We start from the raw sequence: 14202 nt of genomic DNA on the forward strand, positions 1-14202 counted from the left end.
GCAGCTTGTCCGCGGCATTAATGTATCCGCCCAAACATGGACGGCCCTTTCCAGACCTTGTTCGTGGTCTTCAATTGCTGCGGTGGCAAACCGCTTTTCTACCGTTCACTGCAAGCGCAAAATCAGGGGTTGGTCGAAGAGCGTTCTGCGGGACAAACCCGACTTTTCCAGTTGCGGCTTTGGCTGTCGCAGAGGACCTGTGCGTCTGCGGCATGACTGACGTCGCATTGCAGCTAACGTCTCAATAGCGGTCGCCCAATCTCTCCGCGGAGTGGAACAATTAAAGCGTCATGCGAAAAACCTGAATCACGTAACGCTGCCTGAAATAAAAGATTTCAACGCGTTACGTGATACTTGATGTTTCAGGTATTTCGTCAGACGCTCTAGTTACTCATTCATTGCGACCGGCCTGCGCCATCACGACGGGCGCTCACTGGCGATTTGGTCTGCAAGCGAACACTCGGTTCCGACAGATCCGATGGGTAGAGCGGCGCACCCCCGAAGAGAAAAGATTGCAGATCTATCCGAACCTGCGCCAGTCCTGATCAAACGCAGGTCGCAGCGGGAGGGACGTAATCTGCAGGTCTAACCCAAGAAAGGGACGCTGACCCGCCAGTACGACGATGATCTGATCCGTGCCAAATACATGGTACAGACCATGCGCCGGATCCGGATTGCCCATGGAAATTCAAACGTGACCTTTAGCAGTTTCGTGTTTGACGCCCATCAGGTCATCCTTGCCGCCAACACGCCTTCATAAGGCAACTATCGTGGGCCAATGGCACGCAGAATGATGGTCTCTGCGCAACGCGCCGAATTGGGAAGGCGGATCTCGGGCCTGATAGAGGAAACGGATGGTGGACTACATCACACCCGCGCATTTGGACTGAGTGTTCGGGTGGTTTGGCCATGGGAAACGTGCCGATCGTGCTGCAGCGATTCATTGACATTTATCCCTAGGATCGTGGTCCAACATGTACCTGTTGGCTTCAAACTCTATGCCATTCGGTATCCCACATTGCGCAGCGTCACGATGCGCTGACCTTCCTGACCGAGCTTTCGGCGCAGCCGACCGACATACACATCCACCACATTGGTCAAAGGGTCTGCATTCAGGCCCCAGACCGTGTTCAGAATGCGCTCTCTGGATAAAACCCGCCCATTGCTTGTCAGGAGAAGCTGTAAGAGATCACGCTCTTTCTTTGTGAGCTCAATCGGCTTTTTCTCCACATTGACCTCAAGGGAAGCACGGTCAAACGTAATGGCGCCGTTGGTGATAATCGTGTCACTCACGTCGGCGGTATAGCCAGTGGCGCGTCGGTGCAACGCCTCGATACGTGCGACCAGTTCGTCAAAATCAAAAGGTTTGGGCAAGTAATCATCCGCGCCAATTTTCAGGCCCTCGACTTTTTCTTCGGACCCATCAAGCGCCGTCAGCATCATGATTGGTGTCTTGGATTTGCGAGCACGCAATTTACGGCAGACACCCTGTCCCTGAATGCCCGGTAACATCAGGTCCAGCAACACGACGTCGTAGTTGTTCTGGGCGGCAAGCTCCAGACCATCTTCTCCGTTGGCGGCATGATCGACTGACCATCCTTCCGCTGCCAGACCACGGCGAACAAAGTCAGCAACGCGCGCCTCGTCTTCAATCAATAGAATGTTCATCGACCATCTCCTTCATCACATCGCGCGGTCGCCCAAGCACCCAACCGCAATTATGCTCCCAAGAGAATCCGCGTTCAACCGGGCGCAACATCGGTTGGCACTGGCCGTTGAGGCGGCTCTTTTGGGATCTTCATAATAACGCGCAGGCCACCTCCGTCCGGATCTTCCAATTCAACTGTACCGCCGTGGGCAAGCACAATGGATTTCACCACCGGCAAGCCGAGGCCGCTGCCCTCAATCCCCCGCCCAGACGCGTTTGATCCGCGGAAGAACCGTTCAAAGGCTCTGGATTTCTCATCCGGGCTTAGACCCGACCCGTCGTCTTCGACCGCAATTATGTTAGTTGTCGCGCTCTGGCGCAGTGATACGGATATCGATGGGCCGCCATAACGCTTGGCATTGTGCAACAACGCCAGCACCGATTGGCGCAGCCTGACCTCATCAACGCTCCCGATAATTCTGGCGCCAGAGCTTTCCACCAACACCGTCTCTGGGAACATAGACACCGCGTCCTGTACGATCTTGAGCAGGTTCACCTTCTTACGATCAAGTCTGAGTTGTCCTGCCTCAAGGCGGGCGACGGTCAGCAAATCATCAACAATTTGGTTTGTGTGTTTGGCGGAGTCGCGAATGCGGGCCAGCGCGTCCGATACTTCCAAACTCAACTTGTGCTGGGTGCGTAGGGTCACATCGGCCTCGCCCAGAATGATCGCCAGCGGGGTGCGCAGCTCGTGACTGATGTCGGCCATCAGTTGCTTGCGGTTTTCTTCACCCATTTCAAGCTTGTTGATCAGCTGCTGCAATTCTGCAGTGCGGTCATGGACCGTTTCTTCCAGCTTTTTCTTCTGCTCCGCGCGGGTCGCCTCTCGCACGGCAAGTCCTTCACCCATGTCCTGCAGGACCGTACCGAGTTCACGGAACTCAAGGCTGCCGCCGAGCACCACGGGTTTCGAGTAGTCCGCCCCGCGCAACCGATCGATTTCGATACGCAGGCGGACGATAGGTTGCCGGATTTGTCCGTTGAAGGAGAACAAAGCAACGATCAACGTTCCTACCGCCAGTGCCACCAACACATAGACCAGCTTTTCATTTCGCGCTCGAAATGCGACAGCATCGGCCAGAACTTCTTCGGTTTCTTCAATTTCCTCTTCAAGTGCGGCAGCAATCTTGCGGTCCAGTTCCACGTCAATGCCACCGTCCATGAGCGCGGCAAGGCGCTCTGCCTGCACAAAGGACTCCAGCGGATCTTTGGTGCTCGTCATGGCCGCAACCGTGGCATTCAGGGAACGAATGTCGGCTTCTATCTCAGCGAGCAGTTCAAGCTCCTCAAGCTCCTCTTCACCAACCATCTCGATCTCGCGCTCGATCGTCCGGCGAATGTCCAACAGTGTCTGATCAATCCTGGCGCGCAGTTCGCGTTCCGCAGCGCCTCCCTCGCTGCGCCCGAGCAGCAGAGACCCGCTATGTTGCTTGAACAGACGGTAGAGTTTCGTTTCCAGCTTCAGGTGGAGCCCATAGGATTCCTGCGCCAATTGCGTGCGCGCGTCCCACCACCGCGATTTTTCGAGGTTGTACAGGGTCAGCCCGGCCAGTCCACCGATCAGGCCGATGACAACGACCGCATAAATGCCAAAAAGAGTGGTGGAACGCATGTCAGATTACCTTTGGGGTCGACGTCTTAGACGATGTATCTGAAGGTTCTGCTAACACCAGCGTTGCAGAACTATATTCCTGCAGGACCTCTTGCAACGCACGTGCTTCTGGCTCGACAGACCAGCGCAGCGATGCGATCACAATCACGTCGGCCTTGCCCAGAACCGCGCGTGCCAGATCAAGCCGGAGCGTTTGCGCCGCACTAAGCCCGTTTCCATTTTCCGACAGGCGCTGATCCAACCCGCCCGAGGCGAGAAGCCCCCCAAGCCCAAAGCCCCTCAGGACCTCTGCGATACGCTCGTCCGTGGGTCGTTTTCGGTTCATCAATGTGACTGAGCGGCGCAGACTGCCCTGCAATCCGACGTGATCGTCACCGATGTACGACACGCAGGGATGTTGCGCTTTACCATCAAAGCGCAAGTCAAGGGTATCGAACGTATCCAGCCCTGCAATGGCACGCGCGAGGTGACGGCTGGTGGAACCTGTGAGATGAGACGTCTCTCCGCCCGCAACCTCGAAAGCGACCGGCGTATCGCCCAGACGTCCAACGGCCTTTACCGAAACCGCTGCCTTTGAGGTCTTTAAATATCTGCGCACCGCCGGTTCCCGCAGCAGGTTTTGCGCTTTTCCCCGCGCCACGCGCCAGGCGCAATATTGATCCCAGGCTGCGCCCAGATGTTGCAGCGGCAGGGCGACCAGCGCCAGAACCGAAAGGCTGGCGGCAACTGTCGCGGGGGCAATCCCAGCCATGCTGGCCAACCACAGCATCGTCAGACCGGACGCCGCCGTGCCAGCTTGCAAGAGCGACTGCAGCCCGACCGTGCGGCCACGTCTGGCAACGGCGTCATCGCGCAGTCGTACGCCTTGCGCGTCCAGACGACGCAGTTCAGTGCCGGTGCGTCCCATCACGTCCAGTTCCGGCGCAATGGCAATGCGTTCGATCATGGAAATTGCGATCCCGGCACGGCGTTGACGCAAACGGCGGTGGCGTCGTTCAAGATGCCACGCGGCAACAGCCATCACCACCAGCGCGATTGCAAGCGGCACCAGACCGCGTGTCGCCAGAACCGGGCTCAGCGCATAAAGGATACCGACAGCACCCGGCAGCACCACGCAGGCCGACAATACTTCGGGAAGCCCACGCCCGAACCACAGCCGCGCGGCAGACAGATCACCTACAAACCGCAATGACAGGGCACCGACACGGCGTTCCTCGTGCCGCGCTTTGGGCATCTGCGCGATCTTGGCGTAAAGCGTGCGGCGCAGGTCAATGGCGTAGCTTTGCCCAAGCCGTTCGGCCCGGCACCCGGAGATGAACAGGCACAGCGCTGTCAGCGCACCGGCCAGCGCCAGCTCCAGCATCGTTGTGGATGCGAGCGGGACACCACCGTGCAGTGCTGCAAAGGCATCGCGGGTGGCAAAGGCGGCAACGGCAAGCGCTGCGGCCTGCACGATCCCGCATGACACGACGAGGACCGCGTCAAAGACGCGATCCCTTGTGGCTACTGGGGGAAGAAGTGTCATGCGGCCACAGTCTGCGACGCACCGCGCATGAGGGGGGCGACGTGCGGCGCAATCGTGTCAGGGGACCAGAGGTCCTCGCGGGTCAGGATCGGCAGGCCTGTGACCGCTGCGGCCTCAGAAGCGGCGAGCGGTGAACAGCTGACCATGCCGCTGATTGCGAATGCGCCAAGGTTCATCTTGTTCAGGACCGTTTCGCCCCCCAGAGCGCTGAGCGCATCGGGCGCCGCAAAGAGGATCCCGTCCAGCCGGTCGCGAATTCTGGACGATTTGAGGATGGCGCGGGTTTCCTGCTGAAACACCCCATCCGCGATCTCGACCACCACAACCTCAGCACCGCGTGCCGCAGCAGTAGCGATCAGCGTATCGAACCCCTTTTCAATCCTGTGCATCGGCATCCGGTAGGTGGTGGGCATGCCGACATCCGTGAAATCAAGCGCGGGAGCGCCGCCGTCCTCAAAGCTGTTGAAATCACCAAAAGCACCCGTTCCGGTCGCTTTGACCCCGGCCACGGTGTAGCCCGATTTCATGAGGCCATGCGCAAGGCTGGATGCTGCCGTCGTCTTGCCCGAGTTCATCGAGGCACCAAAGACACCGATGACCGTTACGTCATTGTTCGGGGCTGTAGAGGGCAAGGCGTATGAAGCGATGTTCATCACCTGACCCCGCGCATCGGTCAATAGGCCCAGTGGCTTCAGGCGGGTTGGCTCATCCATCTGGATATGCGCGACATCAACGCGTCCTGCGACACCACCACCTGCGACAAGGTCGATCAGATCGTCGTCGATGATGGCAGATGCCAGAAACTGATCCGGCGCGTAGCGATCACCCAGACACAGAACCACAAGATCGCCCGGATAGCTGACTGACACGCGGCGCTCGGCAAGCTGAATTTTCTTGTGCTGTCCGAGCTCTGCGATTTCGCAAAGGATCAGATCACCGGCTTTGGCCGTGGCAAAGTTCGTGGACAGGCCGCGCACATCGGTGCGAGTGACGCGGCGGGTGGTAAAGGCCCATTTTGCGTTTGTTCACAGGGCGGGGGAAAGTGATTTCATTTGGGTCATTGGTCGTCTCCGTTATGAAGCATGTGTTATGCCTCCTGTCTGACGTCTGGTGCTGAAAGCTTTCCGGCAGTCCGATGAACCATTGCTCTTAAATCTGGTGAACGGGAGATGAACGGGGCGATTGGTGGGCAAATCAGTCATCGTCACCATCCCCATCGCCGCCTCCATCGCCATCGCCGCCTCCATCGCCGTCACCGCCTCCATCGCCGTCACCGCCTCCATCCCGGTCGCTGCTGTTGTCATCACGGTCCCCATCATCGTCGTCGTTTTCGTCCCCATCGTCCCGATCGTTCCTGCCGGTGCCGCCTGTATCTCCCCTACTTCTGCTCCCCTGTCGCAACTCGAAGATTGTCAGCTTGCCGTCACCATTGCGATCGGACTGCGCAAGGAGCTGCTCGGCACCACGGACCCCAAACGCACTGATAAGTTCGTCACGGCTCAGCACCCGGTCCGAATTGGTATCTACGGTGCGAAAGCTGGCGGATTGCGCGAGGGCGGGTGTCAAAAAGGCACAGATTACGAGAACCGCACAGGCGCCACCAATCCATGCGCCCAGCTGCGCCATGAGATTTTTCACCATGCATCTCGGTGCCAATAAACTGTCCAGCATCTAATCCGATTCCCAAACATATGCCGCACCACTGGTCTGCTCCCGTGGTCTCAAGCGGATGAGGGTCGCACCGGCACATGAAGCGCGCTCTAATACTAAATGAACGCCAGATGAACACGAAAGCGGATCCAAAGGGAATGCCATGCGTCGTCGCGCTGCTCAGAGCAACACTCTCACCACTGACCAAGCCACCGCTGTCTACATTGCGCATTAAACCGTGACACGCATTGCATCACAGATGCAGAACCACTCCACAGAGTGCCGCCAGTTTTGCAAAGAACGCCGACCATCCCGATGGTATGAACAGAACGGTTGGGACTATGCTGGAACGTCTGATTGCAAGCGGTATCATCGCACGCTTTACCCTCAACAGCACTGCGATGACCTGCCTCATTTTCGGACTTTTGTATCAACGCTACCGCGACAAGTAATTGGTGATGACAGCAGCGCTGTTCAACATCTTTGCCTTCTGCGTTCTCACAATCCTCGGCCCGGTAGAGTTCTGGTTGGCGACAGGCTTTGGCCCCTGTGCGATCCTGGCACTCTTTTACCCTGCTCTCTGAGCAAATCACCAAGATCGAGGTCAGCTATTTCTTCGGTTCCCTCACCATTGCCGTGAACTGTTCAATCCAGCGAACGACTTTGCCGTTTGTAATCACCGTGGTCGTGTCAGTGTTGCTGGCGGCCTACCTTGTAGGCCATCCACGCATTCTCAAGTCTGTCGATGGTTTGAATACCACCCTCGACAAGGTTGGCCGACGCTCTGTCTAACCCCAACAAGATGCACCGCAACCTTTCAGAGCGCTTGGGCCTCGAATTCATGAACTATCAAATCGTCGCCTTCAATTTCATCGCCAATATGGCGCAGATCAGCGTCGGCTATCACAAATGAGCCGGCCCGCAAAAAGACTGTCATATGACCTTCGATATCACAAATACCCTCACGATTTTAGACACGATCTCGCTTGAAAGCCTGAACGCCAAGGCCGCCATGCAGGAAAGACGGGACAGCAAGTATATCGCCCCTGCAGATTGACTGCCGATTGTCATCTGGATCATGCGCGACCAGTTTCAGGGCATCCCCGTGGAACTGGAAGAAGCAGCATTGGTCGACGGGCTTGGCATCTGGGGCGCGTTCATGCAGATCGTCCTGCCCATCGCCCTGCCCGGCATGGTCGCCGCCTTTATCCTCAGCCTCGTGCTGTGCTGGAACGAATATTTCTTTGCCGCCCTTCTGACGGCCACGAACTCAACGACGCTGCCGGTGATGGTGGCCTCTCAGACCGGATCGCAAGGCATCAACTGGTGGTCCATGGCCGCCCTGTCGACCGCTGCGATCTTTCCGTTGATAATCGTCGCTGTGTTTCTGGAGAAATGCATTATCAAGGGCATGGCAGCCGGGGCGGTGAAATAAACGCGGCACAATGACCGCTCCCGGCTGAGGGTGTGTGGAAACTCGCTTGGTTTCTCGACGATGAGGACGTTTCAACCGATTTTGTGGAGGTATCCTGATTTTGGGCCACTTTTGCGCCTTTTGCTCCGGAGAGGGCTGAATCTGCGCACTTGTGACGTTTGCTGCGATACGATTTGAGCTGAGCGCCGCCCATCAGGCCGGAATGGCGGCCAGAAGCCCACGTACACCGATTAGGTTAATCATGCGCTTGATGTTGTAGGCGAGGACATGGAATGCCATCTCGGTGCGGACATTCTTGAGCGTGCGCATCCGGAAGTGCGCCGCCCCCATCCACGCTTTGATCGTGCCGAATGGGTGCTCGACCGTTGAGCGACGCAGTTTCATCAATGTGGGTTCGCTGCTCATGCGGTCGCGCATCTCGTCGACCAGATGTTCGTGTTCCCAACGTGTGATCCGGCGCTCTTTTCCGGTGGTGCAGCGCGCCTTGACCGGGCAGGTCTGACAGACGTTGGTCCAGTAGCGTCGCACGATCAAGCCGCCTTCTTCGGTCGTATAGCGGTAAGTCAGCGTCTCACCTGCCGGGCATCGGTAAAGATCCGCATCCGCGTCATAGGCAAAGTCGGCCTTCACATACATGCCCTTCTTGCGATTGCCCGAAGTCTCGGGCCGGGGGAGGGTCGGGGTGATGCCATCCTCGTGACAGGCCAGGATTTCGCGGCCGCTGAAGTAGCCCTTGTCCACTGCCCGGCAGGGTATTGCGAAGCAATATCCCGAGAGGGAGCCACCGCGCTCATTTCGTCACGTCTGAGAGCGGCCTTTGCCGCCTTGGCTATCGGCGACAGTTGTTCACGGTCGTGCCCGGCATTGATGTCGTGCCCGGCATTGATCACGTCATGTGTGACAATCAGATGGGTCTCGGTATCCACCGCGGACTGGGCGTTGTAGCCAACAAAACCGCTGCCCTTGGCGCTGGTGGCCATGGAGCGGGCATCCGGATCCGTCAGGGATATCTGACTGTCCGGGCTTTCCCTGAGCGCCTGGCCGATGTCCACCAAGCGTTCGATCTCCTGCCGGATACGCGCGCAGCGTTGTGCCAGATTGGCGACCTTCTCGGCCCGGACCTCACCCTCTTCCTGACGGTCGATCCGGACCATTTCATCGAGGTAGCGCTCGATACTCGCAATCAGATGGGTGGTGCGGCTCGCGATCTTGCCCTTGGTAAAGTTCTTGTCTCGATTATTGTCCGCCTTGAATTTGGAGCCGTCGATGGCAACACAATCCCCCTTCAGCACCCCGATCCGGCGACAGAGTTCGACGAACTGTGCACAAGTTCGCCGAATGGCGGGACCGTTATCGCGGCGAAAATCAGCGAGTGTCTTGTGGTCCGGGACCAATCGCCGCGTCAGCCACATCACCTCAACATTGCGACCAGCCTCCCGCTCCAGCGCGCGGCTGGAGGGCACGCGGTTCAGATAGCCGTAGATAAACAGCTTAAGCAGGACAGATGGGTAATAGCCGGGCCGCCCTGTCCGCGCCGGCGCCGTCCACAGGAAACCGATCGCCTCAAGGTCGATCTCCTCCACAAAGAGGTCAATCACGCGAACCGCATTGTCCTCGTCGATCCAGTCTTCCAGCCGGTCCGGAAAAAGCGTCATCTGACTTCGATCTGCACCTTCGATATATCCCGACATGCACGCCTCCTATTCTTGACGAGAAGCATACAACATCCAGAGTTTTCACACACCCTCAGCCCGAAGAAGACATCCTCGTAAAGCATAGTTGTAGCTTCGCTGCGAGAGAGCGCAACTTTAGAATTTTCATTGTTGCGCTAATATTCTCGTTGCACTGCATCATTAAGGCCGGTTGTTTGGCAATGTTGGTCATAAGACGCTTTCAGATAGAAACGTGTTGGTCGAGCCAGCGCGCGCTGGTTGGTTCTGTCGGAGGATCGGGATGAAGCAGCTGGGGGGGGAATTATGGGGTAAGGCCGGCATGAAACATCAGGTTCAATTCAAATCATGAAATTTCACGATTTAGATGACGCTTACGAAAAGAGGCCAATAATCACGGGCATCTTGGTTCTGGCGTCTCATTTTTCACTTTCAATACTTGTACCTTGGCTCATATCAGTCTTCCCAGATCACGCAGATTCGATTGTTACCATTTTCTTATGGGTTTGGTTGGCTTGGATGATCATCTCGGGTGTGGCCACTATAAAATACTTGGAAAAAATCATTAAAAGGAAAAAATAAGTGGGTGGTAAGGTAAAGGTTGGCGGTTCTGAAGTCGCAGAACATGCTCCGATTTCACTTGGTAGTGAGTATGTCAGAGTAACTGGTTCAGAGTCTGTTGGCGTGAGCAATGGTGGATTGCCAGCGCGGTTCAGCAACAAGACTTTGCAAAGTCCGGTTTCTGCGCATTGATGCAATTGATTCAGACCGCAGCGATAGCACCTTGGTGATTGGTTCCTTGAGCGGCCGCTTTTGCCAAGCCGATACTTTGTCTGCGCAGCTGCAGCGAACTTCCGCTTCTCGCCCTTGGTGTTTTTCGCTGCAGATGAATATCCTGCAAAGCATAACCTTCTGGTTCTTTTTTTCGTACCAAGCTGGCTGCTTGACCGTCAAACGGGCCAAAAACGGCAAAATTTCATATGTGAGTGTCGATAATTTCAAAGACTGTGTCGAAGTTCACTACTTACTGTCATTCGACACATGTGATTCAGTGGTGAGCCGTGCAGGGTTCGAACCTGCGACCCACTGATTAAAAGTCAGTTGCTCTACCAACTGAGCTAACGGCCCACTAAGCGGTGTACTTAGAAAGGTGGGGCGAGCGGGTCAAGCCCTTAAATCAGTGTTTTCCAAAGGTTCCACTGGATAGTTCGGACGCATCGGCTTATATCGCCGCAATGTACCAGAAAGACGATAGCGGTTTGCCCTTCATGAAGATGCACGGGCTGGGGAACGACTTTGTCGTTTTGGATGCGCGTGTACGGTCGATCGGAGTTACGCCGCTGTTTGCGCAAGCTCTGGCCAACCGACATACCGGCGTTGGATTTGACCAACTTGCCTTGATAACAAACACAAAAACCGGGGTGCACCTCGCGTTCTTCAATGCGGATGGCTCTGTTTCGTCGGCCTGTGGGAATGCGACGCGCTGCATTGCCGATTATATCATGGCGCAGACTGGGGCTTCGGATGTTACCTTATCCACGGACCGGGGCGTGCTGGCCGCGTGCCGTGCGGCAAATGGTCAGACCTCGGTCAATATGGGTGCGCCGCAGCTTGATTGGGCCGAGGTGCCTCTCGCGCGCGAGATGGACACGCTTGAGCTCCCGATGAAGGGCGCTCCAACTGCGACTGGTATGGGCAATCCGCATTGCACCTTCTTTGTGGATGACGCCATGCAGATAGACGTTGCAAAGCTTGGTGCCGAATTCGAACACCATGAACTGTTCCCACAGCGGACAAATGTACAGTTTGCCTCGATTACAGGGCCTGACCAGATACGCATGCGGGTTTGGGAACGTGGTGTGGGGATAACGCTGGCGTCGGGGTCTTCCAGTTGCGCCGTGGCAGTCGCTGCCGCCCGGCGCGGGTTGACCGGGCGCAAGGTTCAGATTGATCTGGATGGCGGTCGCTTGGAGATTGACTGGCGCGACGATGGCGTTTGGATGACCGGCCCGACGCAGCACGTGTTTTCCGGTACGCTTACGCCGTCTTATCTGGCCAACCTTGCATGAGCGCCCCAAAGTTCACGACCTTGGGCTGCCGTTTGAATGCCTATGAAACCGAAGCGATGAAAGAGCTCGCCGCGCAGTCGGGACTTTCGGATGCTGTGGTTGTCAACACCTGTGCGGTAACCGGCGAAGCGGTGCGAAAAGCGCGCAGCACAATACGTAAACTGCGCCGGGAAAACCCGTCCGCACGCCTTATCGTGACCGGCTGCGCCGCTCAGACGGAGCCGCAGACGTTTGCGGCGATGCCCGAAGTCGATGCTGTCATTGGTAACACCGAAAAGATGCAGGGCGACACATGGAACGCGCTGGCCGCGGATTTCATAGGCGAAAGTGAAGCGGTGCAGGTCGATGACATCATGTCTGTGACCGAAACGGCAGGTCATCTTATTGACGGGTTTGGCACCCGCAGCCGTGCGTATGTTCAGGTGCAAAACGGATGCGACCATCGCTGCACATTTTGCATCATCCCTTATGGCCGAGGCAACTCGCGTTCGGTAGCTGCCGGTGTTGTAATCGATCAGATCAAACGTCTGGTGGACAAAGGCTTCAACGAAGTCGTCCTGACGGGCGTGGATCTGACAAGTTGGGGGGCAGATCTACCGGCTGCGCCAAAACTTGGTGATCTGGTGATGCGCATCCTCAGGCTTGTACCGGATTTACCGCGTCTGCGGATCAGCTCAATTGACAGTATCGAAGTTGACGAAAACCTGATGCTGGCCATTGCCACCGAACCGCGGTTGATGCCACATTTGCACCTGTCATTGCAGCACGGTGATGACATGATCCTGAAACGGATGAAACGGCGGCATTTGCGGGATGACGCCATCCGTTTCGCACAGGATGCGCGGCGGTTGCGTCCGGATATGACTTTTGGCGCTGATATCATTGCGGGTTTCCCGACCGAAACTGACGCGATGTTCGAAAACTCTCTGGCATTGGTACAGGAATGCGACCTGACCTGGCTGCATGTTTTTCCCTACTCCGCACGCCCCGGTACGCCCGCCGCACGGATGCCAGCGGTGCATGGTCAGATCATCAAGGAACGTGCGTCGCAGTTGCGTGCTGCTGGTGATGCGCAAGTGCAACGACATCTCTCCGCTCAGGTGGGTAAAACGCACAGCGTTCTAATGGAAAGCCCCGTTATGGGTCGTACCGAACAGTTCACCGAGGTTCAGGTGTCGACACCTCAAAGCGAAGGTACGATTGTCTCGCTGCGCGTTGAAGGGACCGTCGGCGCCGCATTGCAGGCATAGCGGAAAAATTCAAATCTCAGGCGAAAACCCCGTGACAAAATAGCGTATTGGCCATTAACCTTCACGCTACCTGAGGGAGATTTTTGATGACAAAACACATCCAGTGGATTCTGGAAATGAATGTGCGCGATGACGACATAGATGCGGTCGAGCAACTCGTCGATGAAATAGTCAGCGCCACAAAGGCGAATGAACCGGGTGCATTGATTTACGAATACTATCTTTCGGAAGATAGAAGTCGGTGTTCTGTTGTTGAGCGATATGCGGATTGCGCTGCGGTCATGGTTCATCTGAAGAATTTCGAGGATCATTTTGCCGAAAGGTTTTTTGCTTTATTTGAGCCCAGCCTCTTTCGTGTGTATGGTCCAGCCAACGAAGGTGTCAGAAATGCTCTTGGCAGCCTTGGCGCGACCTTTGATATCGGCGTCGGCGGTTTCATACGATAACACAGAACGTGTGTTTTGCGTAATCTAGACGGCTATAAAACAGTGTGACTGGTACAAGTTTCTTTCACTTGAAAACACAGAAATCGGGGATTGGAGTACAATGGACAGTTCGGAGTTGCCAAAAACAGGATTTTTGGCGCATGCCTCGCAGAACTTGTCCGATCTGTTGAACTCGGTCGCGACGGAAGTTGATTTAAGCGAAGGCGAGGTGCTTTTCGAACAAGGCGATACCGGTGATGCGCTTTATGCGATCGTCTCCGGCAGCCTTGAGTTCAGCATCATATCACGGGAAGGGCGCAAACTGTCATTGGATGTTATGCGCCCCGGTGCGCTTTTCGGTGAGATTGCACTTTTTGATCCCGGCACGCGCACAGCCACAGTGACGGCGCTTGAGCCCTGCCGTGTACGTGGCGTTAAGAACGCCGATATTCTTGCAGCCATTCGCAAGTCGCCAGAGCTGGGGATTGACCTTATCCAGCTGGCGGGTGAGCGGCTGCGTTGGATGAGCAGTCAGTTGAACGAGCAGGTGTTCCTTCCCATGCCAGCACGGCTTGCACGTAAAATATTGTACCTTACGATAGACGGATCGGACGATCTCGGGCTTTTGAATTTGTCCCAAGCCGAACTGGCAGAGTTCGTCGGTGCGACCAGAGAAGCGGTTTCCAAAACGCTCTCTCTTTGGAAGCGAGCGGGGGTCATTGACGCCACGCGGGGCGGCGTACGAGTTATCGACCGCAACGCCCTGCAGATCATGGCGGACCTGCATCACATTTGATGCATCCATGTGATTAGGGTCACAGACTGCGCCTTGCGTTTATACCATATTGAAAGCTGGCA

Annotated in this window: 13 protein-coding genes, 1 tRNA gene and 1 pseudogene; 8 read left to right on the forward strand and 7 right to left on the reverse strand. The window is 56.3% G+C overall.

All coding sequences use genetic code 11. From position 1 onward, the window contains the following. Positions 1–520: 520 nt before the first annotated feature. From RLO149_RS23865 to RLO149_RS19525, 5 genes are all read right to left on the reverse strand, one after another. A complete protein-coding gene (locus RLO149_RS23865) occupies positions 521–682 on the reverse strand; it encodes a hypothetical protein (RefSeq protein ID WP_158308172.1) in 162 nt (53 codons plus the stop codon). 314 nt (positions 683–996) lie between these two features. Then, positions 997–1668: a response regulator transcription factor gene (locus RLO149_RS19510; protein ID WP_013963801.1), complete on the reverse strand. Its 672-nt coding sequence runs from the start codon at positions 1666–1668 to the stop codon at positions 997–999. A gap of 74 nt (positions 1669–1742) precedes the next feature. Beyond that, positions 1743–3320 (reverse strand): sensor histidine kinase, encoded by a 1578-nt coding sequence (locus RLO149_RS19515; RefSeq protein WP_013963802.1) that lies wholly within the window; start codon positions 3318–3320, stop codon positions 1743–1745. A gap of 1 nt (position 3321) precedes the next feature. Beyond that, the gene (locus RLO149_RS19520; protein ID WP_013963803.1) at positions 3322–4845 is read right to left on the reverse strand and encodes an ABC transporter transmembrane domain-containing protein; all 1524 of its coding nucleotides are present in this window, start codon (positions 4843–4845) and stop codon (positions 3322–3324) included. Further along, on the reverse strand, positions 4842–5822 hold the full coding sequence (locus tag RLO149_RS19525; protein ID WP_013963804.1) for a P-loop NTPase family protein: 981 nt from the start codon (positions 5820–5822) through the stop codon (positions 4842–4844). Before RLO149_RS19525 ends, RLO149_RS19520 begins: the two co-directional genes overlap by 4 nt. Positions 5823–6030: 208 nt before the next feature. Here RLO149_RS19525 and RLO149_RS23925 point away from each other — a divergent pair, with 208 nt between their 5' ends. The 4 genes from RLO149_RS23925 to RLO149_RS19540 all read left to right on the forward strand — a co-directional run bounded on the left by RLO149_RS23925 (position 6031) and on the right by RLO149_RS19540 (position 7930). Beyond that, on the forward strand, positions 6031–6504 hold the full coding sequence (locus RLO149_RS23925) for a hypothetical protein (RefSeq protein ID WP_217517510.1): 474 nt from the start codon (positions 6031–6033) through the stop codon (positions 6502–6504). Between the two features lie 449 nt (positions 6505–6953). Beyond that, positions 6954–7079 carry a hypothetical protein gene (locus tag RLO149_RS24385; protein ID WP_281015708.1) on the forward strand — a complete coding sequence of 42 codons (126 nt, stop codon included), beginning with the start codon at positions 6954–6956 and terminating at the stop codon, positions 7077–7079. 52 nt (positions 7080–7131) lie between these two features. Continuing rightward, entirely contained in the window at positions 7132–7287 is a 156-nt protein-coding gene (locus RLO149_RS24560) for a hypothetical protein (RefSeq protein WP_425357865.1), read from the forward strand. 277 nt (positions 7288–7564) lie between these two features. Next, positions 7565–7930 (forward strand): carbohydrate ABC transporter permease, encoded by a 366-nt coding sequence (locus RLO149_RS19540; RefSeq protein WP_281015735.1) that lies wholly within the window; start codon positions 7565–7567, stop codon positions 7928–7930. Positions 7931–8122: 192 nt separating this feature from the next. On the opposite strand, the pseudogene RLO149_RS19550 reads toward RLO149_RS19540, so the two are convergent. Together RLO149_RS19550 and RLO149_RS19565 are read right to left on the reverse strand one after the other, a co-directional pair. Next, positions 8123–9621 (reverse strand): annotated as a pseudogene (locus RLO149_RS19550) (IS1182 family transposase). A gap of 1031 nt (positions 9622–10652) precedes the next feature. Continuing rightward, positions 10653–10728: transfer RNA gene (locus tag RLO149_RS19565), tRNA-Lys, on the reverse strand. 107 nt (positions 10729–10835) lie between these two features. Here RLO149_RS19565 and dapF point away from each other — a divergent pair. From dapF to RLO149_RS19585, 4 genes are all read left to right on the forward strand, one after another. Then, positions 10836–11669 carry a diaminopimelate epimerase gene (gene dapF / locus RLO149_RS19570; RefSeq protein WP_044025454.1) on the forward strand — a complete coding sequence of 278 codons (834 nt, stop codon included), beginning with the start codon at positions 10836–10838 and terminating at the stop codon, positions 11667–11669. Beyond that, positions 11666–12919, forward strand: a complete 1254-nt coding sequence (gene mtaB / locus RLO149_RS19575; RefSeq protein ID WP_013963812.1) for a tRNA (N(6)-L-threonylcarbamoyladenosine(37)-C(2))-methylthiotransferase MtaB — start codon at positions 11666–11668, stop codon at positions 12917–12919. Before dapF ends, mtaB begins: the two co-directional genes overlap by 4 nt. Before the next feature lie 86 nt (positions 12920–13005). Further along, entirely contained in the window at positions 13006–13365 is a 360-nt protein-coding gene (locus RLO149_RS19580; RefSeq protein ID WP_013963813.1) for a putative quinol monooxygenase, read from the forward strand. 100 nt (positions 13366–13465) lie between these two features. Further along, positions 13466–14140, forward strand: a complete 675-nt coding sequence (locus tag RLO149_RS19585; RefSeq protein WP_013963814.1) for a Crp/Fnr family transcriptional regulator — start codon at positions 13466–13468, stop codon at positions 14138–14140. The last annotated feature ends 62 nt before the right edge of the window (positions 14141–14202 follow it).

Source organism: Roseobacter litoralis Och 149 (genome assembly GCF_000154785.2).
GTDB lineage: Bacteria > Pseudomonadota > Alphaproteobacteria > Rhodobacterales > Rhodobacteraceae > Roseobacter > Roseobacter litoralis.

Coding starts and splice junctions, on each gene's coding strand:
- mtaB (WP_013963812.1), top strand. CDS start 11,666: ATGAGCGCCCCAAAGTTCACGACCTTGGGCTGCCGTTTGAATGCCTAT.
- RLO149_RS19515 (WP_013963802.1), bottom strand. CDS start 3,320: ATGCGTTCCACCACTCTTTTTGGCATTTATGCGGTCGTTGTCATCGGC.
- RLO149_RS19580 (WP_013963813.1), top strand. CDS start 13,006: ATGACAAAACACATCCAGTGGATTCTGGAAATGAATGTGCGCGATGAC.
- RLO149_RS19510 (WP_013963801.1), bottom strand. CDS start 1,668: ATGAACATTCTATTGATTGAAGACGAGGCGCGCGTTGCTGACTTTGTT.
- RLO149_RS23865 (WP_158308172.1), bottom strand. CDS start 682: ATGGGCAATCCGGATCCGGCGCATGGTCTGTACCATGTATTTGGCACG.
- RLO149_RS19585 (WP_013963814.1), top strand. CDS start 13,466: ATGGACAGTTCGGAGTTGCCAAAAACAGGATTTTTGGCGCATGCCTCG.
- RLO149_RS19520 (WP_013963803.1), bottom strand. CDS start 4,845: ATGACACTTCTTCCCCCAGTAGCCACAAGGGATCGCGTCTTTGACGCG.
- dapF (WP_044025454.1), top strand. CDS start 10,836: ATGTACCAGAAAGACGATAGCGGTTTGCCCTTCATGAAGATGCACGGG.
- RLO149_RS24385 (WP_281015708.1), top strand. CDS start 6,954: ATGACAGCAGCGCTGTTCAACATCTTTGCCTTCTGCGTTCTCACAATC.